Genomic DNA, 24,520 nt, shown 5'->3' on the forward strand with positions numbered 1-24,520 from the left:
TAAATAACGCCGAAGCGATCGCGGTGCACGGCGATAAATTTGAAATTTTAGGGCGTTAAACTGCGGCGTGAAAGTAAAATTTAGCAATAAGCGCTTCGAAAAATTTACGCTTGCGTTCGCGTATAAGGCGCAAGGCAGAATTTAAATTTAGGCGCGGCAAGCTGCTAACGGATAAATTTAATCAAAAGGATCAAAATGAAAATATTACTGATTAACGGCGGAGCGCCGTTTAACGGCAATGGCGGCAAACTAAACAAGACATTGCACGATCTAGCAAAAAGGACGCTAGAGTCCCTAGGGCACGAAACGCGCGAAACTACGATACATGAGGGCTACGATATAGAGGGCGAGGTAGAAAAATTTCTATGGATGGATGCTGTGATCTGGCAGATGCCCGCGTGGTGGATGGGCGAGCCTTGGCTAGTCAAAAAATACGTGGACGAGGTGTTTATGGGCGGCATAGGCAAGATAGTGGCAAACGACGGGCGACACAGCGCAAGTCCAAACGAAGGCTACGGCACGGGCGGACTGATAAAGGGCAAATCGCACATGCTAAGCGTTACTTGGAATGCTCCGCTTCAGGCGTTTGAGAAGCCGGGCGATTTTTTCGAGGGCGTGGGCGTGGACGGCGTTTATTTGCATTTTCATAAAGCCAACGAGTTTTTAGGCACGAAAAGGCTGCCTACTTTTATGTGCAACGACGTCATTAAAAACCCGGACGTAGAGCGTTTTACGAGGGATTACGAAGCGCATCTAAAAAGGGTTTTCGGCTAAATTTAAGCAGACTTTAGCGCAAATTTATAAGCTAGACAGTAGAAATTTTACCCTGCCCTTTGTGCCGTTAAATTTGATCTAAATTTAAACTCACGCCACGCCGGAGCGTAGAATTTCGCTATGGATTTTAGGCGGTACGCCAAACATCCTTGCGTATTCGCGGCTAAACTGCGACGCGCTCTCGTATCCTACGTCAAAGGCGACCTGCGCTACGCCGATATTTTTAGTCGCGAGCAGATTTTTTGCCTCTTCAAGGCGGATCTTTTTTTGAAAAGCGATGGGACTTAGCGAGGTTACGATTTTGAAGTTATGGTATAGCGACGACTCGCTCATATCGCAAGCGCGCGCGACCTCTTTCATATTTAGCTTTTGCGTAAATTCGTTTTTTATCTTTGCTACGGCTTTTAAAATTTTATTCGAGACGCTTCCTTGCATAGCAAATTTATTTAAAAAGTAGCCGCTTTTATCGCTTGTTACAAGGGTATAAAGGATCTCTTTTTTAGCGAGGTCTGAGAGAAATTTGATCTTCTCTTTCGGCTTTTCTAGCAACCAAACAAACCTCAAAACAGGCTCTAGTATCTCCTCCGTAAGATCGCCGAAAAATATCCCCTTTTGGCTCTTTTGCATGTTTTCTTCTCCAATCTTTACGTTTTTTAGCACTTCATAAATTTCATCCATGCTAAAATTAAGGGTAAGCGAGATATATGGCCTCTCTTTTGAGGCGTCGGTTAGGCTCACTCTTAGAGGCATATAGGTCGATGTGAGTAGATACCTTTGCTCGTTGTATCCGCTCATCTCATTGCCAAAGCCCACCGACTTTGCCCCCTGCAAGATAATGCACAAAGATGGATTGTAGATCACATTGATAAAATCATGCGTCTTTTCGCTGATGTAAAAATCAAGCGAGTCGATGTCGCTTTGAACAAGGCCGTTTACGCCGTATCTATCTAGTAAAAACTCTTTTGTCTGCTCTTTTAGTAAATTTAGCTCGCTCATCTTGCTTTCCGCCTCAAATTTTATGAAATTATACCCCTTTTTAGAAATTTTACAGGATTAGGCATGAAATTTGGAGGATCGTTCTAACGCAAAATTTAAAATCCTGCTAGAATGCACATTACAAAACAGCTTGTAAAGCTAAATCAAAACCGAAAAGACAAAGATGTATCTTAAGAAATTTGTGGCGGCGCTTATGACGTCAAGTTTTATTTTAGGAGGCAATGCAATGGCAGGTGCAAACGTGGCAAAATCACCGCTAGAGGCGGTTTCTATGGTTAGCGAGTGGGATAAAATTTTCGCCAAAAGCGACAAAATAGATCACAAAAAGGTCAAATTTAAAAATCGCTACGGCGTGGAGCTAGTCGGCGATCTTTATACGCCTAAAAATTTAAAAGGCAAAGCAGCTGCGATCGCAGTTAGCGGACCTTTTGGTGCGGTAAAGGAACAATCAAGCGGACTTTATGCGCAAACGCTAGCCGAGCGCGGTTTTATCACACTTGCCTTTGATCCAAGCTACACGGGCGAGAGCGGCGGCGTGCCGAGGAATTTAGCAAGCCCAGAGATAAATACCGAGGATTTTAGCGCGGCGGTTGATTTTCTAGGCACCCAGAGCAATATAGATCGAGATAAGATCGGCATTTTAGGCATATGTGGCTGGGGCGGTTTTGCTCTAAACGCAGCTCTTAGCGATCCTCGCATAAAGGCGGTTGCAACCAGCACGATGTATGATATGACGCGAGTGATGGCAAAAGGCTACAACGATAGCATAGGCGCCGATGATAGATATAAAACTAAAAAGAAGCTAGCCGAGCAACGCTGGGTCGATGCTAAAAATGGCAAACCGGCATATACTGGTGCGATAAACGTTGATCCAAAAAAGATAGACGCAAGCACGCCGCAGTTTATAGCTGAATATGCGGACTTTTACCGCACGCCGCGCGGATATCACAAACGCTCTGTAAATTCAAACAGCGGAGAGAGCGGCTGGATCGTTACAAATCTTATCTCGTTTATAAATATGCCGATCCTTGCTTACGCAAGCGAGATGAGAACTCCGACTCTTATCGTAGCCGGCGAAAAGGCGCACTCAAGATACTTTAGCGAGGACGCTTTTAAGTCGCTTGGCAACAAAAATAAAGAGCTAGTTATCGTCCCTGGCGCCGTGCATACGGATCTATATGACAATAAAAACAATAAGATCCCATACGATAAATTTGAGGAATTTTTCAAAGCAAATTTGAAATAAACAAGCACCCCCTGCGCTTTGCAGGGGTAAATTCGAGAGATAAGGAAGGTAAAAATGAGAAAAATTTTAGCCGTCTTTATGCTTTTTGCAGGGCTAAATTTAGTGGCTGGGGAGAAAATGCGTAATTTAAAGATAGTTTTAAAAAGCTCTAGCGGCGAAGCCACTGCTGTCTTAGACGACACGGCGGTGGCTAGGAGCTTTGCCGCACAGCTACCGCTAACGCTAAATTTAAGCGACTACGGCGGACACGAAAAGGTCGCCAAACTGCCAAAACCGCTTGACGTAAGCGGCGAGCCAAAAGGACGCGATGGCAAAAAAGGCGAGATCTCGTACTTTGCTCCGTGGAATAACTTCGTCATCTACTACGGCTATCAGCCCTACTACGAGGGCATCGTACGTCTAGGCGTGATAGATGGCGATGTGAGCTTGGTCGCAAAAGACGAGCAGATCAGGATAGAGCCAGCAAAATAAATCCGCCGTAACCGCAAAAGCGGCTCGCAAATTTCAAAATAGGCGGCAAAATTTAGCCCAAATTTAGGGCTAAATTTTACGCGCTTACTAATTTTTCTAGGCTAATTTCTTCTCGATAAGTTTTAAAATTTCATCCGCGCTTACGCTCTGCCGCTTTAGACCTGTGCGGGTAATAAACTCGACGCTTCCCTCCGCTAGGGCTTTTCCCGCGAGCACCGCGTACGGAAAGCCCATCAGCTCGAAGTCGTTCATCTTTACGCCGAAACGCTCCGCGCGATCGTCGAGTAGCACGCGAACTCCGCGCGCACGGCACTGCTCGTATAGTTTCTCGGCAAATTCTACCGCAGCCGCGTCTTTGTGATTTGAGATAATGATCTCAAGCTCGAAAGGCGCCAGCTCGCGCGGCCAGATGCAGCCTCGCTCGTCGTGGCTGCTTTCGATCGCCACAGCGATGAGACGGCTTGCACCGATGCCGTAGCAGCCCATGTAAAACGCACGAGCCTTGCCGTTTGCGTCCAAAAATCGCGCTCCCATCGGCTCTGAATAGCGCGTGCCGAGCTGAAAGATATGGCCTACCTCGATTCCTTTCGTGATGCTAAGCTCGCCGCCGCAGCACGGACACGCGTCGCCTTCGCTCACAGCGGCGAGATCCGCAAAGCGCGATTCGTTAAAATTTATCACGCTAGCGCCCACGTAGTGGTAATCCGGCTCATTTGCGCCCGCGATCATCTCGCGCGCTCCTTTTAGCTCGGCGTCGATATAAAATTTCGCCCCCTCGCCGAGCCCGAAAGGTCCGCAAAAGCCCGCCGTAAAGCCCGCTTGCGCGATCTCCTCCTCACTAGCATCGACTAGCTCAAGCGCGCCGCAGGCGTTTTGCGCCTTGGTCTCTTGCAGCTCGTCGCAGCCGCGGATAAAAAACGCTACGATCTCGCTGCGATCCTCATATAGCGCTTTTTTGATCACCGCTTTGATGGTGTAGAATTTATCCACTTTGAAAAATTCCGCCACCGCATCGATCGTTTTCATCGCGGGGGTTTTAAATTTCATCATTCCGTCGGTCTCGGGCGCGGCTGCGTTCGTGGTTTTGGGCGCACGGCGCGCAGCCTCTATATTTGCGGCATACTTGCAGCGCTTGCACACGACGATATCGTCCTCGCCGTTGTCCGCTAGCACCATAAACTCCTTACTGCCGCTGCCGCCGATCGCACCGCTATCCGCATCGACCGCGCGGAAATTTAACCCAAGTAGCGTAAAGATCCGCGAGTACGCCTGCCTCATCACCTCAAACTCACGCTTCATATCCGCAGCGTCTGCGTGAAAGCTATAGCCATCTTTCATTATAAATTCGCGTCCGCGCAGAAGTCCGAAGCGAGGGCGCGCCTCGTCGCGGAATTTCGTATTGATCTGATAGATATTTAGCGGCAGCTGCTTGTAGCTCGTGATCTTATCCGCGATCATCAAAACCGCCGCCTCCTCGTTGGTAGGGCTTAGCACGAAGTCGTTATCCTTGCGATCTTTGAAGCGCAGCAGCTCCTTGCCGTATTTGGCGTAGCGGCCGCTTTTTTTCCACGCATCCGCGGACGTCACGACGCTAAAAGAGACCTCCTGCGCGCCCGTAGCGTCCATCTCCTGCCTGATGACGGCGCAGATCCGCTCCAGCACTATCTTTCCTAGCGGCAAAAAATTATAAAGCCCGCTGCCCAGCTGCTCGATAAATCCCGCGCGGATCAAAAGCGCGTGGCTAGGTAGTACCGCGTCTCTAGGGGCCTCTTTGAGGCTCGGAGCGAAAAGCTTGCTAAATTTCATTCTGTCTGTCCTTTTTCTCGTTTTCTTGATTTAAAAATTTTTCGTAGTTTTCTTGCAGTTCAAAAATTTCGACCAGCGCGTTTACCGCGTTATCGGCATTATCCGCGTCGCCAAGATTTTTTAAATTTACCGTCGGAACGTGCAGAAACGCTTTAAAAACCTGATGGATCAGCTTGCGCGCCTCCTCTGCATCGCTGTGCTTTAGATAGCCCTTTTTAAGCGCCTTGGCTAGCTCCAGCTCGGCTACCTGTTTCGCGCTTTGGCGCAAAGCTTTGATGATCGGCGTGGATGCCGCTGCTTTGAGCCATTTGAAAAATTCATTCGTGCATTTCGCCACGATCGAGTAGGCGATCTGCGCCTGCTCCTCGCGAAGCAGCAAATTTTTCTTTACGATCTCCTCCAGATCATCGACGCTGTAAACCTCGACGTCCTCGCTTTGGCTAAGCTCTACGTCGCGCGGCACGGCTATATCGAAAAAATATCGCTTAAAGCTTTTGGGCTCAAGCAAGCTATCGATAATGATCGGCTCCTGCGAGCCCGTAGCGCTGAAAAATAGGCTATTTACGTTTAGATATTTTTTGAGATTATCAAGGCTATCGATTTTAATACGGGATTGTACCTGCGCGGAGGAATTTGCGCAGGCGGTGGAATTTTTATCGTCCTTGGGATTTTCGCCTGCTATGCGAGATTCATTGCTGTCTGTAAAAGTCTCTTTATTAAAATTTACGCCGTCTTTGGAATTTTGTTTTTGCGTGGGATTTTCGCCCGCGAAATTCGCGACATTTCCGGAATTTAAGCCGTCCGAATCCTTACCTGCACCAGGATTTTCATCCGCGCAATCTTTCGCATCCAAGGAATTATCGCCAAGTAGCGAGGCGGCTAGCCTCTGCGCGCCGGCTAAATTTCGATTTAAGATCGTGATATTTGCGCCGCTTGCGAGCAGATGTTTGCACGCTAGCTCGCTCATCTCTCCCGCGCCCAGCACTACGGCATCCGCGCCCTGCAAAGAGCCCAGTCTGTCCTTTGCCATCGCCACGGCGACGCTTGAAACTGAGATCGGGTTTTTTGAAATTTCGGTCTGGTTGCGGATGCGCGCCGCGCACTTTAGCGCTTCATCTATCGCTCTTTCGATCTGCGCGCCCGCGTGGGCGTTTTGTTTGGCAAATTTAAAAGCGTCTTTGAGCTGGCCTACGATCTGAGTTTCGCCCACTACGAGGCTGTCAAGAGAGGCTGCAACGGCGAAAAGGTGGTGTATCGCGCCGTAATCCTCGTAAATATCGGCGCGCTCGGCTAGCTCGTCGTAGCTCACGCCGCTTACGCGTGAAAGCGCCAAAAGCACGAATTTGCTGGCTGCTTTGAAGTCGTCCACTGCAGTAAAAATTTCTACGCGGTTGCAGGTGCTAAGCACCAAACACTCCTCTATTGCAGAATTTGAAGCCAAAAGACGCAAAATTTCTTTCTTGCGCACGTCGTTTGAAAACGAAAGTTTCTCGCGCACCGTGATGTCGGTGTTTTTATGGGTGAAGCTCACGCTCATATACGCCATCAAAACTCCCTATCTATCATATCTCGCACGATTTGCTCCAGCTTGTCGTTTTTAAATTCCGCCACGGCTTCGAGCGCCTTTTGCCCGTAGGCACGAGCTTCGTTTATACAGCGCTCGATGATGCTGTGTTCGCTAAGCTTCGCTTTGATCCATGAAATTTCGCTCTCGCGCAGCTGTTTTTTAAAAAACGATTTTAGCTTTTGCCGTCCGGAATCATCTAAATTTTCATACAAATAGATGTAGGGCAGGGTGGTTTTACCCTCCGCAAAATCGCTCAGGCTCGGCTTGCCGAGCGCTTCTGAGCTTTGCGTTACGTCTAAAATATCATCGATTATCTGAAAAGCAAGCCCAAGGTTTTTGCCGTATTCGCCAAATTTCGCGCTCGCGCTTGAAATTTTATCATGATCTTTCGCGGCGCTTGAAATTTCGCCCTCGTTTTTTGCGCCGCTCATATCTGAAATTTCGTCGCGATTTTCTGCGCCGCCGAATTTTAAAAACGCCCCGCAGCGCGCGACCTCTTCGATCAAAGCGGAGGTTTTTAGATAGATCATTTGCAGATATTTGCTCGCATCGTCGTTGAAATCGTTGCTTAAGCTCACGTCCATCAGCTCGCCCACGGCTAGTTTCGTGACGGCGCCCGAAAGCGCGGCGGCGATGCGGCTTTCAAATTTAGAAAGCTCGAAGTATGCCTTGGAATAGAGTATGTCGCCCAGCATCACGGCGTTTTTGGAGCCGTAGGTGGCGTTGATCGAGGGCTTGCCGCGGCGCACCGAGCTTTCGTCGATGACGTCATCGTGCAGCAGGCTTGCGGCTTGAATGAGCTCGATGATCGCGCACAGACGTAGCGATTTTTCATCCTTTTGCGCGATGTTTAGTAGCAGCTTGGAGCGCAATTTTTTACCGGGGCTTAGCCTATCAAACATCTCGCTAGCGGGCTCGTAGCCGCAGTCTGCGATGAAGCTTTTCATGATTAAATCAATTTGATCTTGCATTTTACTCGTCGTTGCTTAGGATATTTCCGCTTATTTGCAAAAATTTGTCGTTTAGCTCGTCTTGTAGATCCTGCTGCGCGATGAAGCTTTCGATCTCGCGCTCGCTAATGCCGCGCGCTTCGCAGAGCCGCTCACAGGCGATGAGGCGGATTAGAGCTTCTTCGATTTCGTTTTGCACTAAAGTAGGGCTTGCAGCGGATAAAATTTCAAAAAATTTCTCTCTTGGGCTGCCTTCAAAAATATCCATTTACCTTCCTTAAAATTTCGCGATTATAGCAAATGTAAAATTTAATTTAGGTTAGGACGCGGCAAACTATCGGGGGCTTTTAAACAAGGGCGATTACGCAGATCTTGTGCTTGCGTGCGGTAAATTTTAAGCTTAAGCGCGGGATTTTGGGCTTTGAATATATAAATTTTAAAATTTTACTTGTTTGCGAGATAGGCAGAGCGAGCGGAATTTAAAAATTTAATCTTGGTTGCGTGGCAGATTAAACGCGAAGCTTTGCAGAAGGCGGAATTTTAAATTTACAGATAAGCAGCTTTATTTTTTTGCGAAAATTTTAAACTTCTGTGGCGCGAGTGAAATTTTGGATTTCGCGTGAGTGGATAGAATTCCGCTTTGTTTGAGCGCTACAATTCTTGGATTTCGCGTAGGCGGAGAGGATTTTCGCTTTGCTTATGCGGTAAAATCTTGATTTCTGAGCGGCGGATAAATTCTATTCTCACAAAGTCTAATCGCGTGCATAACACAGATCAGGCTTTTTAAAATTCTAAAATTCCGCCGCTTTGCGAGAATTTGAAATTTCATGGACGCGGTAGAATGCTAAAATCGCGTTTGCATTAAATTTTAAGTCTAGCTTTCGAGGCAAATTTTAAATTAAGCCGCGAGAGGGCGTCTTTAAATTTTAAAATTCCGCCACCTTTTACAGATAGAATTTCATTTTTCACGTAGATAAAATCGCGCACTACAAAAGCTACTTTTAAAATTTTAAATTCCACTCGCGCAGATGAAATCCCAGTTTCTCGTGCTAGTGGAATTTTTCGCGCAAGGATCATTTTTAAATTTTAATTTCGCTTACGTTGCGCGCGAGGATGGAATTTGCTCCGTTTTAAGAGTTAAGCGTAATTTTGCCCTGCTGCAATACTACTTTTAATTTAGCTATGCCTCAAAAGCCGGGCTGCTTTAAATTCCGCCGATGATTTCGCGCGCTTGCGCGATGCTTAGGGCATTGCGACTTAGTTCGCTAGGCTCGCCAAACCCCCAGCATACCTGCAAATACTCAAGTTTTGCGCCTCTTAGATCTGCCAAATTTGCTTGAAAGCATCGTACTGCCGCAGCTTGTGCGTTCTCCGTCGCTTCTGCTTTTGCGGAAATTTTAGCGCCTTTAAAGCTTAGCGTTGCCGCCTCGCCAGCGCCCGAGTCGTTAGGGCGGAATTTTTCATCCGCGTTAAGATTTTCGCCGCAAGAGCTTAAGCTTCCGCTGCTAGCGCTAAAATTCTTTTTATTAGTGCCACGGCTAGCATTTAAGCTCTCGCCGTCATTGCCGCCTTGAAATTCTAAATTTTGTAAAAATTCTGCGCCACGGATCGCGGCCAACTCATCCTTTTTGCTATCGCCTAAAAAAATCGCGTTTTTGTGCGGCGAGCATGCAATTACGTGTAGCAGCATCGCAGGGTTGGGTTTTGATGGCATCTGCTCGTTCGCGCCTACGACCAGATCGAATAGCCTGTGCACGCCCGTTTTTTCTAAGATCGCGCTTAGGGTGTAGGAAGGCGCATTGGAGGCGACTGCGAGAAAAAATCCCGCTTTTTTGCACGAGTGCAAAAGATCTTCGATACCCTCGTAAAGCACGGCAAGATCGCGGTAATTGCTTACGAATTCCTTCTCGAAAAACGCAAGCTCCTCGGCGCTCGCTTCGGTTTTGCCGTAAAATTCCAAAAAGGCGTTTTTGCTTGGATCGTTGATGGTGTGGACGATGAAATTCTTTTGCAGTGGTTCTAGGCCATAGAGCTCGCGGCGAGTGTTATTGACGCTGATTTCGATCGCGCGCGAGGAGTCGAGCAGCGTGCCATCCATATCAAAAATCACGGTTTTCATCTAATAATCCTTTAAAAAATCGATTTTATGCTTGTCTTTTTTGTAACTTTTATTGTTTTTGAGCTTTTGCAGGGCGTTTGCTTCATGCTGTAGCGCCGATCTAAACGCAGCATCGCTGATCTGTCCTGCCTCGCTAGCATCAAGGACGTTTTTAGCAAAGCTCTCAAGCGCTTTGGTGTAGGGACTATCGAGATTTGTAGCGGCCGCTTTAGATAAAATTTCGTAGTTTTTAGCTATTCGCTTCGTAAAAAGCTCTGCGTCGAAATCCTCGCGCTTTAGCAGTGCTACGGCGGATTTTACGAAGCGTTCTAACGCGCGGATATATTTAACGCGCTCATCTTTTTCTTTGATTTGCATGATCTTTCCTTAATTAAAGCGCGCATTATAGCAAAATTCGAAATTTTGGCAAAATTACGCATATTGTAAAACTATATTTTAATAATATTTTTTCTATAAATCCCGTTATTATAGGCATTTTAAAACCATATAAAAATACTTGACTTTATTTTAAAATTTAGCTATTATTCACCAAATTTTTTACAAAGGACGAAAATGCAAAAAGAAACCCTCGCAACTCACTTCGGTTACGACTCCGTCGCAGGCTACGGCACGATGGCAGTTCCCATTTATCAAAGCACCGCGTTTAACTTTGGCACGAGCAAAAAGGCTGCCGATCGCTTCGCACTTCGCGATCTAGGACCGATCTATGGGCGTTTGACAAATCCTACTACTGATGTTTTTGAGGCGCGACTTGCGGCGCTGGAAAACGGCAAAGCCGCAATCGCGGTCTCTAGTGGGCAGGCGGCAATATTTTTTGCGGTGGCAAATTTAGCCGCGGCGGGCGAAAATATTATCATCGCCGAGAAAATTTACGGTGGCGCAACTACGCTTTTGGCGCATACGATCAAGCGTTTCGGCATCGAAGCTAGGGTTTTTGACTCCGAAACGGCAGATAATTTGGAAGGTTTAATCGACGATAAGACTAGAGCGATCTTTTTTGAGACGCTTTCAAATCCTCAAATTTCGGTTGCAAATACCGCTAAAATCGCTACAATCGCAAATAAGCACGGCGTAGTAACGATTGCGGATAACACGATCCCAAGCCCTGCGCTTTACAATCCGCTTGATGACGGCGCCGATGTCGTAATCCACAGCGCTAGCAAATATATAAGCGGACAGGGGCTTAGTATCGCTGGTGCAATCGTTTCGGGCAAGGGGTTAAATTCCAAACTCAAAGGCAATCCGCGTTACGCACATTTCAACGAGCCCGATGAGAGCTACCACGGCTTAGTTTATGCAGATTTAGTAGATAATTTCGACATTTATACGCTTAGGATTCGCTTGTCCCTGCTTCGCGATATTGGTGCGACGCTATCGCCGTTTAACGCGTTTCAGCTTATCCAGGGGCTTGAAACACTGCCGCTTCGCATGCAAAAACACTCGCAAAACGCGCTAAAGATAGCAGAATTTTTGCAAAATCATCCGAAGGTAAAGCAGGTTAATTATCCGGGGCTTGCAAGCTCGCCGTTTAATGCCGCAATCAAAGCAAAATTTAAAAACGGCTATGCAAGCAGTCTGATGAGCTTCATCGTAGATAGCGAAGAAACAGCGCTAAAAGCGGTTAGTAAGGTTAAAATTTTCTCCGTCGTAGCAAATATCGGCGATACGAAGTCGATCATCACTCATCCTGCGAGCACGACGCATTCGCAGCTAAACGAGGAGCAGCTAAACCGCGCTGGCGTGCCTGCGAGCTTAATCCGCCTAAGCGTGGGTATAGAGGACGCGAATGATTTGATTTCCGATCTTAGTGAGGCACTGAAATAATGGCACTTTTAAGCACAAAGGGCGTTTATGGGCTGGCTGCGATTTTGCAGATCGCCAAAGCTAGCGAAGTAGCGCCGATAAGTATAAAAGAGATCGCCGAGCGTACGGGAGTTTCTAAGAATTATTTGGAGCAAATTCTAAATACCCTTAGAAACGAGAAGCTAGTGTGTAGCATCAAAGGTAAAAATGGCGGCTATCACCTAGCCAGAGATGCTAGCGAGATTACTTTCGGTGAAATTTTTACCGCTCTTGAAAAGGATCTGCGGGTGACTAGCATTCAGATGAGTGATCCCGGACTGCGGGCGTTTTTTGAGAAATTTGACGTCAAGCTGGCAGAGATATTTAACGAGCCTCTAAGCAGCTACGAGGAGATGATGGCGCGAAGCGTCCAGTATTTAAATTTCAGCATTTAAAGGAAAAATATGAAAATAGCAAACGATGTTACGGAGCTCATCGGCAATACTCCGTTAGTCAGAATCAATACGTTTGGCAAAAATGCCCTCATCCTAGCCAAGGCGGAATTTTTAAATCCAAGCCACTCGGTCAAGGATCGCATCGCGTGGCAGATCGTAAAAGACGCGCTAAGCTCGGGCAAGATCGACAAAAATAGCGTTTTGATAGAGCCTACCAGCGGAAACACGGGTGTGGGGCTTGCGATGATCGCGGCAAAGCTCGGTATGAAGCTAATTTTAACGATGCCAAGCTCGATGAGTATCGAGCGCCAAAAGCTCATCGCGGCATTCGGCGCTAAAATCGAGCTGACCGACCCGAAATTTGGAATGAAAGGCGCGGTAGATAGAGCAAATGAGCTAGCATCAAACACTCCAAATAGCTTCATCCCGAGCCAGTTTGATAACCCGAGCAATCCAAAGGCGCATTTTCAAAGCACTGGACCTGAAATTTGGGAGCAAAGCGGCGGTAAGGTAGATATTTTAGTCGCGGGATTTGGTACCGGCGGCACGCTCAGCGGCACGGCGAAATTTTTAAAATCTAAAAATCCAAACCTAAAAGCCTACGGCGTGGAGCCTGCTAGTTCGCCGCTTCTTACGTGCGGTAGTGCGGGCGGCCATAAAATTCAGGGCATCGGCGCAAATTTTATCCCTGATAATCTTGATAGAAGCGTCATCGACGGCTTTTTGAGCGTTGAGAACGACGATGCGTTTGCGGCAGCTAGACAGCTGGCACAAAAAGAGGGCTTGCTCGTGGGCATCTCAAGCGGTGCGAACGTTTACGCAGCCGCGCAGATCGCCGCCAAGCCCGAAAACAAGGGCAAAGTGATCGTTACGATCCTCTGCGATACCGGCGAGAGGTATCTTTCTACCGAGCTTTTTAAATAGACAGCAGTTTTGCGCCAGTGCGGCGTTAGCGCGGTAATTTTACGCATTTTACGCTGGCGTACAGCTTCGCGAGATTAAATTTTACGCAGGTACTAGAATCGGCGCGATGAGTTTTGCGCGATCGCGCGGGTTATTGCGACAATGCGCGATTATATTTTACATTTTTTGCGTTACGTAGGCGATAGATTTATGCGATAATTTCTGCGCGGGCGCGGCGATAGTTGCGATGGTTGCGCGATGAGTTTATGTGAGCATCGCGATTTTTTTTGCTTTGTCGATTTTACGTTTATTGATTTGTTTATTTATCAGCTCGCCGCCCGCCGCGAGATAAAATTTAGCCCTAAAATAGGGCTAAATTTTAAAATTTTATCTTGCGCGCCGAGCTGATTTCGGGCGCGCTATGTATGACGGCGCGACCGCGTAGCGCGGGGCATTAAATTTAAAGTCGCCAAGCTCGCCAAATCTGCGCGATCCGTTCTTGAAGCAAAATTTTAATCGCCGTCCGTACGCGCGGCATAAAATTTTAAAATTCTACTGAAATTTTAAAGCTCACGACGCGGCGCAAATTTTAAGTCCGCGCCGTGCATAAATTCTAAACTCCGCTGTAAATAAAATTTCAAAATCCCGCTCTTTAAATTTAGCCGAATTTTAAAATTTAATCATAAAAACGCTATCATCGGGGCAAAATTTTTAAGGTTGCAAAATGAGTTTGAGCTTGAAATTTCGCCCCAAAAGCCTAGAGCAGATCGTGGGGCAGGGCAAGATCGTGGCGGTTTTTAAAAAATTCGTCGCCGCAGGCAGCATCCCGCACAGTATATTTTTCGGCGCCGCAGGCAGCGGTAAAACGACTATGGCGCGCGTGATCGCAAGCGAGCTGAACTACGATTTTTACGAGCTTGACGCCACGAGCCTGAAAGTCGAGGATATCCGCAAAATTCTATCCTCGCACGCCGGCTCGCTCATCAAGCCGCTCATTTTCATCGACGAGATCCACCGCCTCAGTAAGACGCAGCAGGAGGTGCTGCTAATCCCGATGGAAAACTACGCCGCGATTATCATCGGCGCGACGACGGAAAATCCGCAGTTCGTGCTAAGTAGCGGCATCCGCTCGCGCTCGATGATCTTTGAGTTCGAGCCGCTTAGCTATGAGGATTTGGAGGCGCTTCTGGCGCGGGTGCAGGGCGAGATCGGTTTTGAGATGGACGAGGAGGCGCGAAAATACCTGCTAAACTCCAGCAGCGGCGATGCAAGGAGTATGTTGAATCTGCTGGAATTTGCACTTTTGGCAGACAGCGCCATTACGCTGGATACGCTTCGCACGCTGCGTGCAAATGCCGTAGCTGCAGGCGTTAGCAGCGACGACGTGCATTATGAGCTAGCAAGCGCGATGATCAAAAGCCTACGCGGAAGCGACGCCGACGCCGCGCTGTATTACGTCGCGAGGCTGATAGATGCGGGCGAGAGCGCGGATTTTATCGCGCGTAGGATGGTGATCCTAGCTAGCGAGGATATCGGCAATGCCAATCCAAACGCCCTAAATATCGCCGCCAGCACGCTAACTGCCGTCAGCAAGATCGGCTACCCCGAAGCTCGCATTATCTTGGGGCAATGCGCGATCTATCTGGCGCACAGCCCCAAATCAAATGCGGCGTATTTGGGCATCAACGCCGCTTTGAAGTTCGTCCGCTCCGCCGCTCCGCTACCTACGCCGCGCTATCTCATCAACTCGGACAAGCAGATCGCAGACTACAAATACCCGCACGACTTCGGCGGCTGGGTCGAGCAGGCCTATATGAGCGAGGCGGCGAAATTTTACGAAAGCAAGGGGATCGGCTTTGAAAAGACGCTGGATGAGTGGCTGGCGCGATTGCGCAGAGAAAAGATCGATATTAAGGAACGAGAATGAACTTCAGCAGCGTCCTAAAACTAATGAAGCAGCGCTATGGTGCGGACGGCGAGTATCTGTGGGATGGATATCCGAATTTTGCGGTTTTCCGTCACGCAGGAGGGAAGCGCAAGTGGTTTGCACTTCTGATGCGCGGGCTTGCAAACGAAAAGCTCGGTCGCGCACTTCCTGGCTCAAGCGATGTGATAAATTTAAAGATAAAGCCTGATTTGGCGGCGATCTTGCGCGATGAAAAAGGAATTTTTGCAGCCTATCATATGAATAAAAAGCACTGGATTAGCGTCTGCCTTGATGCGGTGCCGCGCGAACAGATCGAGGATCTAATCGAGCAAAGTAGGGAGCTTACGAGGTAGAATTTTGCGCTTTAGCTTGGCTCTTGAAATTCGGCGCGCGGTTTGGGTGGCGAGCAAAATTTAAAAAGTGAGCCCGACGCAGGGCAAAATTTAAAAAGCAAGCCCGGTTGCTGGCAAAATTCTACGGATGCAGCAAGATGCGGCGCGGCGCAAAATTCCGTAAATTTAGCGCAAACGAGCGAGTCCAAATTTCAAAAGGCGGATAACGAGGCTGCGAAATTTAAAGCGGGCGGAGAGACGGAGCTTAAAACAGACGCGGCGAAGTGCGGCGAGGTGGAATTTAAGAGTGCGGATAGCGCGGCGATAAAATTTAAAGCGAGTGCGGCGAGTAAATTTAAAACGAGCGCGGCGGATAAGGGCTCGGATGCGAGCGAGCGGGAGAAATTTGATATTAAAGCCGCCCAGGACGCGCTTAGCAAGATTTTTAACAAGATAGAGCATCAAAGCTCGTTTTGGCACGCAACCCCTTTTGCGCTGCTGTTTTTGGCGCGCATCTTTATGCAAGCACACGCTGTAGCGGGCAAAAAGCGAAACATTGCGGCGGGCAGAAGCGGCGAAAATGAAGCGGCCGAGTTTATTGCGACCAAACTCGGCGGATTTTTTGCGTTTATGATTGAGATTTGCGATGATGCCGATAAGATCTCGCACGCAGCGCCGCTGGCGAACTTTTCGGATATGCTTGCGGAAAAATATCTGTGGCCGCAGAGCGATGAGAATGACGAGGAGCGCTGGGAGGAGTACTTTTACGACGATGAGCTATTTTACAGCCTCTATTTTTATTCGCGGGTGGTTTTGGACGCGACGGGAGTGGACTTTGCGCAGTTTAAGCCTGGGCCGGGTGGCGTTTAAGGCTGCGCCATCTCGCCTTTTGATTCTAAATTTAGTGAGACGAGGTGCGCTTTGGCGATATTTTGTTTAAATTTAGACTTCAAAAAATTTTAAAATTCTTTAAAAATTTACGGCGTGCGGAATTTACAGATCGTCTTTTTAAATTTAAAATTCGCGCGATTTTTGATCGGCGGTATGGTTAAGGTGCGGGTACTGCTTTTAAATTTAGATCGCCGCGAAGCTTCAAACCCGCTTGCGGCGCGGCTTTTTATGTGGTTTTAAAAAGATACCAATTCGGCGCAATTTTTTCTATCATTATAAACTCGCTAGGGCTCATTTGCGGCAGATCCGCCTCATCTTGCACCCGCAAAAAGCCCACGGAGTTATCGGTGACCCCACCGATGAGTAGCATAAATCTTTTGCCGCTCGTCTCGGCGTGAGAGAGATGCAGGCTTTTGATCTCTGCTTTAGCGCGCTCGGACTCACCGCTAGCGTAAAGCTCGTAAATTTTTTCAAATGCCGCTAGGTTTTGTTTGCCGAACCCCACAAGCTCTTTATCGGGCGCCAAGATTAGCTTTAAATTTACGATATCTGCATCAGTTCTTTGCTCAAACTCCCGTTTTTGCGCCTCGCTAAATTTTTCATATTCGCTTACGATAGCCTCAATAATGGCGGTTTGCGCTAAAACTCGCACGGCGTAGATCCCGTCCTCCTTAGTATAGACGTAAAGATCGAAGTGCTTCTCTTTAGAGCCCAAAAATACGTGAAAAATCTCGCTAAATTCGTCGCTTCGTCCAAGCGGAGCAACCGTGATTTCGCTATAGTTATCCGCCGCGTAGAATTTACGCTTTAAATAGCTTCTCATCTCGCCTTTAAAATAAAGATTTTTATCGAAGTTTGTGTCGCTAAACAGCGAGCGGACGAGCTCCTCATTGGGGCTGGCGTTTAGGCTTAACGCGCAGCTTGCGCAAAGTATTAGAGGAGCAAAAATTTTTGAAAATCCTGCCGTTTTAAAAAATCTGAATAAGCTCAAAATTTAGCCTTTTGAAATTTTATAAATTTAAAAAGTCCATAAATTCTAGAAATTTTAAAATTTTGTAAATTTTAAAACTCCGTAAATTTCACCTTTTATAGGCTCCCCATCTCCTCGGCGCGCGCGAGGAGCTGCTTTGCGCCCTTTTCGATAAAAACGCGCGCGAGCTCCGCGCCTACGCCTTGGTATTGCGATTTTTGCGCAACGATATCTTGGCGTATGCTTTCGCTGCCGTCGGGTAGGCCCACGATCGCGCTTATGTGGATATTTTCGCCGTTAAGGCGCGTGTTGATACCGATCGGCACCTGGCAGCCGCCCTCTAAAACCCTGACAAAATCCCGTTCCACGGTCGTTTCGATAATCGCGCGTTCGTCTTTTAGAAATTCTATCGCGCGCAGGATTTGCGGCTCGTTTACCGCCTCGATGCCGAGCGCTCCTTGTCCCATCGCAGGGATCATCTGCGAGACCTCAAAGGGCGCTACGTGTCTCACTTCGGCGCGTAAATTTAGGCGGTTGATGCCCGCCATCGCCAAGATGATCGCGTCGAATTCTCCGTCTTTGAGCTTTCGTAGGCGGGTCTGGACGTTGCCGCGCAAGGAGATAACCTCTAAATCGGGGCGCATGCTAAGCAGCTGCATCTTGCGGCGAAGGCTCGTAGTGCCGACTTTCGCGCCGTGGGGCAGCTCGCCGAATTTAGAGTATTTTTCGCTGATCATCGCATCGCGCACATCTTCGCGCGCGCAGATCGCCGCCAGTACGAGCCCTTGTGGAAACTCCACGGGCACGTCCTTTAGACTATGCACTGCGATGTGTGCTTCGCCGCGAAGCATACTCTCCTCAAGCTCTTTCGTAAAAAGCCCCTTGCCACCGATCTTTGCAAGCGGCGTATCCAAAATTTTATCGCCTTTGGTTTTCATGCTTTTTAGCTGCGCTTGGATGCCGCGGGCGTTAAGTAGCGATGCGATGTGCTCGCTCTGCCACAGCGCAAGGACGCTGCCGCGCGTAGCGATAATCAAATTTTTCATTTTTCCTCTCCTATGCTTTTTCGAATCTCGATTTCGTTCTCCTCGATCACTTCTACGTCGATGACGTCGTCGTTTGCGCGGCTACGTCGCCAAAATTTTCGCTCTCTTTTTTCGGAATTTTCGCTTCTAGCGTTAAATTTAGGCACGTCGCTGGTGACGCAGTAAAATGACGCGGTGATTATGCAAACGCCTAAAATATCGCCGAAAATACCCGGTGCAATGAGAAAAACGCCGCCTACGACGAAGCCTACGCCGCTTAAAATTTCTTTCGGCGAGATTTTCATTAGATTAAAAAAGCCCATCCACGAGCGATTTGCCACGACGTATCCGCCTAAAATCGCGCTTATGACGATCTCCACCGCATACGCCGCAAATCCGTTTGCGCTTACGAAATAATAGGTCGTAAATGCCTCAATTATCAGATATGGAACGATCAAGAGCCTAAACATATTTTTCCTTGAATTATCGCTTTAAATCGCGCCTCTTTAAAGACGCTAAAATTTAATCGCGGATTTTAGCAAATTCCGTCTGAATTTTTAATGTATCGTAAGAGCCCCTCGCAGCCGCGCTTGATATCTGCGTAGCAGCGCTCAAAATCGCGCGTGTAGTATGGATCGGCGATTTGTAGGCGTTCGGAGCCGGTTAAATTTGAACCGGCGTCTTTTAAATTTAAGTCGGTTTGCTTTGCTGAGCCTTTGAAATTTCGCGCATCGCAGTCTGTAAAATTTTCCCCTGCAAATTCCAAAAGAAATTTTACCTTAGCCATATCCTTGCCGCGAAAAATTTGCCCCAGCGAGCGCATATTTTCATCATCCATGCAAAGAATTAGATCGTAGTGCTCGTAGTCTGTGGGCGTGACCTGCACGGCGCGATGCACTACGAGCGGCACCTTTTGCTCTTTTAGCACGCGCTGCGTTTCGTAATAGGGCGGCGAGCCGATCTCGTCGGTGTGCGTCGCCGCGGAATTACGCTCACGCGCGCTTTAAGTTCGCTTTGATTAATAAAATTTTGCATCACGGACTGCGCCATCGGCGAGCGGCAGATGTTGCCGTGACAGACGAAAAGTAGCCTCATGCGCGCCTACTGCGTGATGATATCGTAGTTTTTCGGAATTGCCGGCTTGAAGATCGCCTCGTTTACCGGCGCGTTTTTGCGGACATTGCTTAGATTGATGACGACCTTATTGTCCATTTTGTCAGTATAGCTGATCTTGCTCGGCAGACCTTCTTTTAGCTCGATGAGATATTTCACATCGTCGAAGCTCGCCTCATAAACGCCGTTTTTATTTGGCTTTGCATTCGCTAGGATAGCGGTTAAATTTGGCGTTTCTTTGATATTCGTGATGATAGCTTGCTCAAGTTCGGGCTCGATTACGACGACCTTTGTGAAGCTAAAAAATATATTTTTTATCGTAGGGGTCTTGTAATGCCACACGGCGTGCTCTTTCGTGGCGCTAAAATCGCCGCCGTAGCTGATTTTCGCATCGTCGCTCTGCACGGTTTGCGAAAAATTTGCGCTCAGTGTATCGAATTCTATCCCGCTTGCGAATGCAAAAATGCAGCTTGCCGCTAAAGAAATAAGAGTTTTTTTCATAAATTTTGCCTTTATTTTTGAAAATTTGCGCGTATTATAGCCGTTTTTCTAGGATTTAATTAAATAGAAACTAAAAATATGTTAATATGCGCGGTTAAAATTTTAAAACTAAGGTTTGAGATGTTTAAAAAGGTCATCCACGGGATTTTCGGTACTAAAAACGATAGGATCGTCAAACAATACGCCAAGCGTGCAGCACAGATCAGTGCGCTCGAGGAAAACTACGCGTCGATGGACGATGCGGCGCTTAAGGCGGAATTTGAAGCGTTAAGAGCGCAAGTTCGCGCAGGCGAAAAGAGCGCGGACGACGTGCTTAACGAAGTGTTTGCTATCGTGCGAGAGGCTGGCAAAAGGGTGCTAAATATGCGTCACTTCGACGTTCAGCTAATAGGCGGTTTGGTGCTAAACGACGGCGCGATTGCCGAGATGAAAACGGGTGAAGGAAAGACCCTCGTAGCGACTTTGGCGGTAGTGCTAAATGCGATGGAGGGCAAGGGCGTTCACGTCGTGACCGTAAACGACTACCTAGCTAAGCGCGATGCCGCGCAAATGGGCGAGCTATATGAATTTTTAGGGCTTAGCACCGGTGTGATCGTAGGCGGCGAATACGATGACGCCAAGCGCAAGGCTGCATACGCGTGCGATATTACGTATGGCACAAACAACGAGTTCGGCTTTGACTATCTGCGTGATAATATGAAATTTAGCGCGGATGAAAAGGTGCAGCGCGGGCATCATTTCGTAATCGTCGATGAAGTAGATAGCATCCTGATCGACGAAGCACGAACGCCACTTATCATCTCTGGCCCTACGAACCGCACTCTAGACGGCTACATCAAGGCAAATGAAGTAGCTCGCCAAATGATCCGCGGCGAGGCGCCAGCCGATCCGAAAGGCAAAGCTACGGGCGATTTTACCGTAGATGAGAAGAACCGCGCCGTTTTGATTACGGAGGCAGGAATTTCAAAAGCCGAGAAGCTTTTTGGCGTCGATAACCTCTATAGTCTCGAAAATGCCGTGCTTAGCCACTACCTTGATCAAGCACTTAAGGCAAATTATCTATTTGAAAAGGATGTGCATTACGTCGTGCGCGACGGGCAGGTCATAATCGTGGATGAATTTACGGGTCGTCTTAGCGAGGGTCGCAGATTCAGCGAAGGCTTGCATCAGGCTCTTGAAGCTAAAGAGGGCGTGCAGATCCAGGAGGAGAGCCAAACTCTTGCCGACATTACCTTTCAAAACTACTTCCGTCTTTACGAAAAACTCGCCGGTATGACGGGCACGGCACAGACGGAAGCAACGGAATTTTCTCAAATTTACAAACTCGAAGTAGTCTCGATCCCTACAAACGTGCCGGTTATCAGAAAGGATCAAAATGATCTTATCTACAAAACCGAGCGCGAGAAATTTAACGCCGTCATCAATGAAATCAAGCGGCTAAATTCCAAAGGTCAGCCCGTGCTAGTGGGTACGGCGTCGATTGAAAAGAGTGAGAAGCTGCACGAGCTTTTGGTCAAAGAAAACATCGCGCACTCCGTGCTAAATGCCAAAAATCACGAGCGCGAGGCGCAGATCATCAAAGACGCTGGCGTAAAGGGTGCCGTAACGATCGCTACAAATATGGCTGGACGTGGCGTGGATATCCGTATAGACGATGAAGTGCGCGCTTTGGGCGGGCTATATATTTTAGGTACCGAGCGCCATGAAAGCCGCCGCATTGATAACCAGCTACGCGGACGAAGCGGGCGCCAAGGTGATCCGGGCGAGAGTAGATTTTTCTTGAGCTTGGAGGATAATCTGCTTAGAATTTTTGGCAGCGACAAGATCAAAAATATCATGGATCGCTTAGGTTTGAAAGATGGCGAGCATATTGAATCAGGCATGGTTTCGCGCGCAGTAGAGAACGCGCAGAAAAAGGTCGAGAGCCTGCATTTTGAAGCGCGTAAAAATATCTTAGAATACGATGACGTCGCAAACGAGCAGCGCAAGACGATCTATAAATATCGCAACGAGCTTTTGGACCCCGACTACGATCTGAAAGATAAAATCATCCAAAACCGCGAAGAGTATATATCTAGCGTGCTTGAGGAGCTTGAAATTTTCGACGGCGCAAATATCAAAGAGGTCGATAAATTCCCGATCGTCGCCAAAATCGCTCAAGAAACGGGCGAGGTGCTCGAAAATAGCGAGCTTGAGAAGGTCGATGATTTCAAGGAGCTGAAAGAAAAGATCATCGGCGCGCTTGCCGTTTCGTATGAAAATAAGATGGCGCCGATCGATCCGCAGCAGCGAAAAAGTATCGAAAAGATGCTTTATCTGCAGATCGTCGATCGCGACTGGCGGGAACATCTGTATCAGATGGATATCCTAAAGGCGGGCATCGGACTTCGCGGCTACAACCACAAAGACCCGCTTACGGAGTATAAAAAGGAGAGCTATAATCTCTTTATGGAGCTTGTAATGCGCCTCAAATCCGACAGCATCCGCTTGCTGCATTCGATCCAGTTCAAATCACAGGAGGAGATCGAAGCCGAGCAGCGTGCGATGCAGGAGCGTATGGAGAGCTCAAACGCCAAAGAACTCGCCGCCGCAAGCACGAATGAAGCGCAGCTAAAGGGCTCAGACGAGTTCGGCGACAAAAAACCTAAGCGAAACGATCCTTGCCCTTGCGGCAGCGGCAAAAAATACAAAGACTGCCACGGCAAGGGCGGTCCTAAAAAAGGCGGCTTTGCGAGGTAGGCGCAGCGCTCGGTCGTAAGTATCGTGCGATCGGTGATCTCGATTGCGAGCATTGTGTAATTGGTGCTTTTCAATCTTGCTTTTGTATTTAGCGATCGGTCGAGGGCGGCGTCATAAAATTTTAAAGGATCTTGATCGCGAGGCGGCGTGGACAGAAATTTTAAAAGAGCTTGATTGTGAGGCCGCGCGGACGGTGAGCAAAGCTGCGCGATGGAGCGGAACTTTGGTTTTGAAATTTTAAAATTTAAAAGCGCACTTGGTGCCTTTGGCTACTTGTTTTCGCAGCGCCGTTACGGTGCGCCGTGCGGCAAAACGCGAACGGCGCACGGTGCTTAAATTCAGTGCGCGGCTAGGACACTGCGCGGCATTAAAATTTTAAATTTATGCGATTGTGGGAGAGCTTTTTAAGCGAAATCCGCTTTTTAAATTTTAAGAATTTCAAAATTCTAAAAAGTTTTAAATTTCTAAAATTTTAAAATTTTGAGGCGTTTGAAATTTTAAAATTTAGAATTCTGATTTAGAATTTCAAGGTCTCGGCAAGACGATCTGTTTGGTTTGCCGTACCCGATATCTCTTGGGACAAATTTTATTGCGTATAAATAGACTTCGGCGTGATTTTAAATTTTAAAAGCCAGCTGTGGCTTTCACATTTGAAGGCATAAAACTTGTTTTGGAATTTTAAAATTCTAAAATACTTAAAATTTCACATATAATTTAGCGCTAAATTATATGTGAAATTTTACAAGGACGGCTTTTTTGGTAAAGTATTTATTATTCAAATATCTCAGATTCGACCGCTCTCAGCCCTTCATTACGCTTTCGGCGCTGCTTGCGTTCTTGGGCGTCGGCGTGGGGCTTACGGTGCTCATCGTCGCAATGGCGATAATGAACGGTTTTGATAAGGAATTTGAGCGCAAGCTCTTTACGATGAACTACCCGATCACGATCCACAGCCACTTTCGCGGCGGCATTTCAAAAGACGACGTGGAGGGGCTGCGAGCGGATTTTCCCGATCTGATCTTTAGCCCCTACATCAGCTCGCAAGTCATCGCCAAAAGCGGCGAAAAGCTCGAGGGCGGGCTGATTTTCGGCGTAAATTTAAACGATGAAAAGCGTATTAATTCGGTCGTCGCAGCAGGCGCCAAAGACGCCAATCTAACGGACTACGGCATCATGATAGGGCGCGGGATCAAGGACGAGTTTATGCTGGATGAGGGCGGCAAGATCACGATGATCTTTACGAAGAGCGATCCGGGCGGCTTTGCGCTGATCCCCAAGATGAAGCGCTTTGACGTGCGTGCGGATTTCAGCTCGGGGCTGATCGCCTACGACAAGGCGTATTCCTACGCGGACGCAAACGATCTAGCCAAAATTTTAGGCTACGACGAGGGGACATTCGACGGCGTGCATGTTTTTTCAAACGATCCGTTTAAGGATCTAGAGCGCATCAAAAAAAGCCTCCCCGGCGGTACTAGCGCCGTGGGCTGGTGGCAGCAAAACGGCAATTTTTTCAGCGCCCTTGCACTTGAAAAACGCGCGCTTTTCATCGTGCTGATGCTGATAATCCTGGTCGCGAGCCTAAATATCGTAAGTTCGCTTCTGATGACCGTGATGAATCGCCGCCAAGAGATCGCGCTTTTACTTAGCCTGGGCGCTAGCAAAAAGGAGGTTAAAAGGACCTTTTTTGCGCTCGGAGCCACGATCGGCGGCGGCGGCATCATATTCGGGCTCATTTTGGGCCTATTCGGCGTGTGGCTACTCGGAAGCTTCGACATCGTAAATCTGCCGGCCGACGTTTACGGAAGCTCGAAGCTGCCGATGGAGCTCTCGCTAGGCGATTTGGCGATGATTTTAATCGGCGCGGTGCTTATCGTGGCGCTCTCGTCATGGTATCCGGCCAAAAAAGCCACGCAGATCGACGTGCTGCAAACGCTGCGCAACGAGTAAGCCGTT

Annotated in this window: 23 protein-coding genes and 1 pseudogene; 11 read left to right on the forward strand and 13 right to left on the reverse strand. The window is 48.0% G+C overall.

Annotated elements, in window-relative coordinates; all coding sequences use genetic code 11:
• The first annotated feature begins 195 nt into the window (after nucleotides 1-195).
• A complete protein-coding gene (locus Q0144_RS00315; protein WP_298060799.1) occupies nucleotides 196-774 on the forward strand; it encodes an NAD(P)H-dependent oxidoreductase in 579 nt (192 codons plus the stop codon).
• A 90-nt stretch (nucleotides 775-864) separates the two neighbouring features.
• On the opposite strand, the gene Q0144_RS00320 is transcribed toward Q0144_RS00315, so the two are convergent.
• Nucleotides 865-1,770 (reverse strand): AraC family transcriptional regulator, encoded by a 906-nt coding sequence (locus Q0144_RS00320; RefSeq protein WP_298060802.1) that lies wholly within the window; start codon nucleotides 1,768-1,770, stop codon nucleotides 865-867.
• A gap of 226 nt (nucleotides 1,771-1,996) precedes the next feature.
• On the opposite strand from Q0144_RS00320, the gene Q0144_RS00325 reads away from it, so the two are divergent.
• Together Q0144_RS00325 and Q0144_RS00330 are read left to right on the forward strand one after the other, a co-directional pair.
• Nucleotides 1,997-3,016: an alpha/beta hydrolase gene (locus Q0144_RS00325; protein ID WP_298060805.1), complete on the forward strand. Its 1,020-nt coding sequence runs from the start codon at nucleotides 1,997-1,999 to the stop codon at nucleotides 3,014-3,016.
• 54 nt (nucleotides 3,017-3,070) lie between these two features.
• Nucleotides 3,071-3,487, forward strand: coding sequence for a cyclophilin-like fold protein (locus Q0144_RS00330; RefSeq protein WP_298060808.1), 417 nt, complete (start codon nucleotides 3,071-3,073; stop codon nucleotides 3,485-3,487).
• Between the two features lie 96 nt (nucleotides 3,488-3,583).
• On the opposite strand, the gene Q0144_RS00335 is transcribed toward Q0144_RS00330, so the two are convergent.
• The 7 genes from Q0144_RS00335 to Q0144_RS00365 all read right to left on the reverse strand — a co-directional run bounded on the left by Q0144_RS00335 (nucleotide 3,584) and on the right by Q0144_RS00365 (nucleotide 10,289).
• Nucleotides 3,584-5,293 (reverse strand): proline--tRNA ligase, encoded by a 1,710-nt coding sequence (locus tag Q0144_RS00335; RefSeq protein ID WP_298060810.1) that lies wholly within the window; start codon nucleotides 5,291-5,293, stop codon nucleotides 3,584-3,586.
• Nucleotides 5,283-6,839, reverse strand: a complete 1,557-nt coding sequence (gene hemA / locus Q0144_RS00340; RefSeq protein ID WP_298060813.1) for a glutamyl-tRNA reductase — start codon at nucleotides 6,837-6,839, stop codon at nucleotides 5,283-5,285. Before hemA ends, Q0144_RS00335 begins: the two co-directional genes overlap by 11 nt.
• Complete coding sequence (locus Q0144_RS00345; RefSeq protein WP_298060814.1) at nucleotides 6,839-7,831, reverse strand: polyprenyl synthetase family protein; 993 nt, start codon at nucleotides 7,829-7,831, stop codon at nucleotides 6,839-6,841. The genes hemA and Q0144_RS00345 overlap by 1 nt, the downstream gene beginning before the upstream one ends.
• A 1-nt stretch (nucleotide 7,832) precedes the next feature.
• The gene (locus tag Q0144_RS00350) at nucleotides 7,833-8,078 is read right to left on the reverse strand and encodes a DUF2018 family protein (RefSeq protein ID WP_291936998.1); all 246 of its coding nucleotides are present in this window, start codon (nucleotides 8,076-8,078) and stop codon (nucleotides 7,833-7,835) included.
• A 593-nt stretch (nucleotides 8,079-8,671) separates the two neighbouring features.
• On the reverse strand, nucleotides 8,672-8,887 hold the full coding sequence (locus Q0144_RS00355; protein ID WP_298060817.1) for a hypothetical protein: 216 nt from the start codon (nucleotides 8,885-8,887) through the stop codon (nucleotides 8,672-8,674).
• A gap of 127 nt (nucleotides 8,888-9,014) precedes the next feature.
• Complete coding sequence (locus Q0144_RS00360; RefSeq protein WP_298060820.1) at nucleotides 9,015-9,929, reverse strand: HAD family hydrolase; 915 nt, start codon at nucleotides 9,927-9,929, stop codon at nucleotides 9,015-9,017.
• On the reverse strand, nucleotides 9,930-10,289 hold the full coding sequence (locus tag Q0144_RS00365) for a hypothetical protein (RefSeq protein WP_298060965.1): 360 nt from the start codon (nucleotides 10,287-10,289) through the stop codon (nucleotides 9,930-9,932).
• A gap of 192 nt (nucleotides 10,290-10,481) precedes the next feature.
• On the opposite strand from Q0144_RS00365, the gene Q0144_RS00370 reads away from it, so the two are divergent.
• The 6 genes from Q0144_RS00370 to Q0144_RS00395 all read left to right on the forward strand — a co-directional run bounded on the left by Q0144_RS00370 (nucleotide 10,482) and on the right by Q0144_RS00395 (nucleotide 16,198).
• Entirely contained in the window at nucleotides 10,482-11,753 is a 1,272-nt protein-coding gene (locus Q0144_RS00370) for an aminotransferase class I/II-fold pyridoxal phosphate-dependent enzyme (RefSeq protein WP_298060822.1), read from the forward strand.
• Nucleotides 11,753-12,166: an Rrf2 family transcriptional regulator gene (locus Q0144_RS00375; protein ID WP_298060823.1), complete on the forward strand. Its 414-nt coding sequence runs from the start codon at nucleotides 11,753-11,755 to the stop codon at nucleotides 12,164-12,166. The genes Q0144_RS00370 and Q0144_RS00375 overlap by 1 nt, the downstream gene beginning before the upstream one ends.
• 9 nt (nucleotides 12,167-12,175) lie before the next feature.
• The gene (gene cysK, locus Q0144_RS00380) at nucleotides 12,176-13,090 is read left to right on the forward strand and encodes a cysteine synthase A (RefSeq protein WP_298060825.1); all 915 of its coding nucleotides are present in this window, start codon (nucleotides 12,176-12,178) and stop codon (nucleotides 13,088-13,090) included.
• Nucleotides 13,091-13,793: 703 nt separating this feature from the next.
• Nucleotides 13,794-14,996, forward strand: a complete 1,203-nt coding sequence (locus tag Q0144_RS00385) for a replication-associated recombination protein A (RefSeq protein ID WP_298060827.1) — start codon at nucleotides 13,794-13,796, stop codon at nucleotides 14,994-14,996.
• Nucleotides 14,993-15,349 carry an MmcQ/YjbR family DNA-binding protein gene (locus Q0144_RS00390; RefSeq protein WP_298060829.1) on the forward strand — a complete coding sequence of 119 codons (357 nt, stop codon included), beginning with the start codon at nucleotides 14,993-14,995 and terminating at the stop codon, nucleotides 15,347-15,349. Before Q0144_RS00385 ends, Q0144_RS00390 begins: the two co-directional genes overlap by 4 nt.
• Nucleotides 15,350-15,391: 42 nt before the next feature.
• Nucleotides 15,392-16,198, forward strand: a complete 807-nt coding sequence (locus Q0144_RS00395) for a hypothetical protein (protein ID WP_298060832.1) — start codon at nucleotides 15,392-15,394, stop codon at nucleotides 16,196-16,198.
• Between the two features lie 247 nt (nucleotides 16,199-16,445).
• Here Q0144_RS00395 and Q0144_RS00400 read toward each other — a convergent pair whose 3' ends face one another.
• From Q0144_RS00400 to lolA, 5 genes and pseudogenes are all read right to left on the reverse strand, one after another.
• Complete coding sequence (locus Q0144_RS00400) at nucleotides 16,446-17,210, reverse strand: hypothetical protein (RefSeq protein ID WP_298060834.1); 765 nt, start codon at nucleotides 17,208-17,210, stop codon at nucleotides 16,446-16,448.
• 95 nt (nucleotides 17,211-17,305) lie between these two features.
• On the reverse strand, nucleotides 17,306-18,235 hold the full coding sequence (gene hemC, locus Q0144_RS00405) for a hydroxymethylbilane synthase (protein WP_298060835.1): 930 nt from the start codon (nucleotides 18,233-18,235) through the stop codon (nucleotides 17,306-17,308).
• Nucleotides 18,232-18,684: an FxsA family protein gene (locus Q0144_RS00410; protein WP_298060838.1), complete on the reverse strand. Its 453-nt coding sequence runs from the start codon at nucleotides 18,682-18,684 to the stop codon at nucleotides 18,232-18,234. The genes hemC and Q0144_RS00410 overlap by 4 nt, the downstream gene beginning before the upstream one ends.
• Nucleotides 18,685-18,749: 65 nt before the next feature.
• Nucleotides 18,750-19,309, reverse strand: a pseudogene (locus Q0144_RS00415) (low molecular weight protein-tyrosine-phosphatase).
• A gap of 6 nt (nucleotides 19,310-19,315) precedes the next feature.
• The gene (gene lolA / locus Q0144_RS00420) at nucleotides 19,316-19,828 is read right to left on the reverse strand and encodes a LolA-like outer membrane lipoprotein chaperone (RefSeq protein ID WP_298060841.1); all 513 of its coding nucleotides are present in this window, start codon (nucleotides 19,826-19,828) and stop codon (nucleotides 19,316-19,318) included.
• Nucleotides 19,829-19,948: 120 nt separating this feature from the next.
• Here lolA and secA point away from each other — a divergent pair, with 120 nt between their 5' ends.
• Together secA and Q0144_RS00430 are read left to right on the forward strand one after the other, a co-directional pair.
• The gene (secA, locus tag Q0144_RS00425; RefSeq protein ID WP_298060844.1) at nucleotides 19,949-22,567 is read left to right on the forward strand and encodes a preprotein translocase subunit SecA; all 2,619 of its coding nucleotides are present in this window, start codon (nucleotides 19,949-19,951) and stop codon (nucleotides 22,565-22,567) included.
• A gap of 756 nt (nucleotides 22,568-23,323) precedes the next feature.
• The gene (locus Q0144_RS00430; RefSeq protein ID WP_298060845.1) at nucleotides 23,324-24,514 is read left to right on the forward strand and encodes an ABC transporter permease; all 1,191 of its coding nucleotides are present in this window, start codon (nucleotides 23,324-23,326) and stop codon (nucleotides 24,512-24,514) included.
• Nucleotides 24,515-24,520 lie beyond the last annotated feature (6 nt).

It is taken from the genome of uncultured Campylobacter sp., from assembly GCF_938045345.1.
In the GTDB taxonomy this organism is placed as follows: Bacteria; Campylobacterota; Campylobacteria; order Campylobacterales; family Campylobacteraceae; genus Campylobacter_B.